Source organism: Mesorhizobium sp. M1E.F.Ca.ET.063.01.1.1 (assembly GCF_003998155.1).
In the GTDB taxonomy this organism is placed as follows: domain Bacteria; phylum Pseudomonadota; class Alphaproteobacteria; order Rhizobiales; family Rhizobiaceae; genus Mesorhizobium.
Window position 1 is genome coordinate 1 of sequence record NZ_RZSC01001050.1, and the last position, 1,596, is coordinate 1,596.

Sequence of the window (1,596 nt, forward strand, 5' to 3'; positions counted from 1 at the left end):
TTGTAGAGCAGCACGCAGGAGGAGGCCCGGTCGCCGCGCCCGACGCGGCCGCGCAACTGGTGCAGTTGCGCAAGGCCGAAGCGCTCGGCATGTTCGATAACCATGATGGTGGCGTCCGGCACGTCGACGCCGACCTCGATGACGGTGGTTGCGATCAGGATGCGCGTCTCGCCCTGCTTGAAAGCGCGCATCGCCTCGTCCTTCTCGGCACCCTTCATGCGGCCATGCACCAGGCCGATCTGGTCGCCGAACAGCGGCTTCAACGAAGCGAAACGGTCCTCAGCCGACATCAGCTTGACCTCTTCGGATTCCTCGACCAGTGGGCAGATCCAATAGATCTTCTGGCCTTCGGCGACGGCGTCGCGCATGCGCCCGACCAGTTCGTCCAGCCGCTCCATCGGCAAGGTGACCGTGCGGATCGGCTGCCGGCCGGCCGGTTTCTCTGTAAGTTTCGAGACATCCATGTCGCCGAAGGCGGTGAGCACCAGCGTGCGGGGAATAGGGGTCGCCGTCATCACCAGCATGTCGGGTGCGTCGCCCTTGGCGGTGATCGCCAGCCGCTGGTGGACGCCGAAGCGGTGCTGCTCGTCGACGACGGCAAGCACGAGGTCGTGGAACGTGACCGTTTCCTGGAACAGCGCGTGGGTGCCGACGACGATGTCGATCGTGCCGCCGGCAAGACCTTCCAGCGTCTCGGTGCGCTCGCGGCCTTTTTCGCGCCCGGTGAGGATGGCAACGCGCAGCCCGGCTTTTTCCGCCAGAGGCGCGATGGTCGCCAGGTGTTGGCGTGCCAAAATCTCGGTCGGCGCCATCAGCGCGGCCTGGCCGCCTGCCTCGACCGCTCGCCCCATGGCGAGCAGGGCAACCACGGTCTTGCCGGAGCCGACGTCGCCCTGCAACAGGCGCAGCATGCGTTCGGGGTCGGCCAGATCGGCATTGATCTCGCCGAGCGCGAATTCCTGACTGGGCGTGAGCTTGTAAGGCAGGGCCGCGCGCAGCCGCTCGACGATGCGGCCGTCGCCGGTGAGCGGCCGGCCTGACAGCCGGCGGATTCTTGCCCGCACCAGCGCCAGCGACACCTGCCCGGCGAGGAATTCGTCGTAAGCCAGGCGGCGCCAGGCCGAACCCTCGACGGCGACGTCGATCGGATCCGCCGGATTGTGGATGCGGGTAAGCGCATCGCCGAAGGACGGAAAAGTGTGGCGACGCATGAAGGCGTCGTCCTGCCATTCCGGCAGTTCAGGCAGGCGACCGAGCGCCTGCCCGATGGCGCGGCGCAGCACTTTTGCCGACAGGCCGGCGGTAAGCGGATAGACCGGCTCGACCAGCGGCAGGCCCTCGGCCTCGTCGATTGGCGCGATATGGTCGGGATGGACCATGGTCGGGCGGCCGTTGAACCATTCCATGCGGCCGGAAATCACGACATGCTCGCCTTCCGGCAGCATCTTCTGCAGATAGGCGGCATGGGCATGGAAGAAGGTCAGGGCGATCTCGCCGGTGTCGTCATGGGCATAGACCCGATAGGGCACGGACCTGTTGCCGCGCGGCGGTGGCTGGTGGCGGTCGACCCGCACCTCGAGGGTGACGATCTGGCCC

1 protein-coding gene is annotated in these 1,596 nt (G+C 67.0%); it reads right to left on the reverse strand.

Annotated elements, in window-relative coordinates; all coding sequences use genetic code 11:
* The coding region (gene recG, locus EOA29_RS35865) for an ATP-dependent DNA helicase RecG (protein ID WP_127222356.1) at nt 1-1,596 on the reverse strand (1,596 nt) is incomplete at both ends.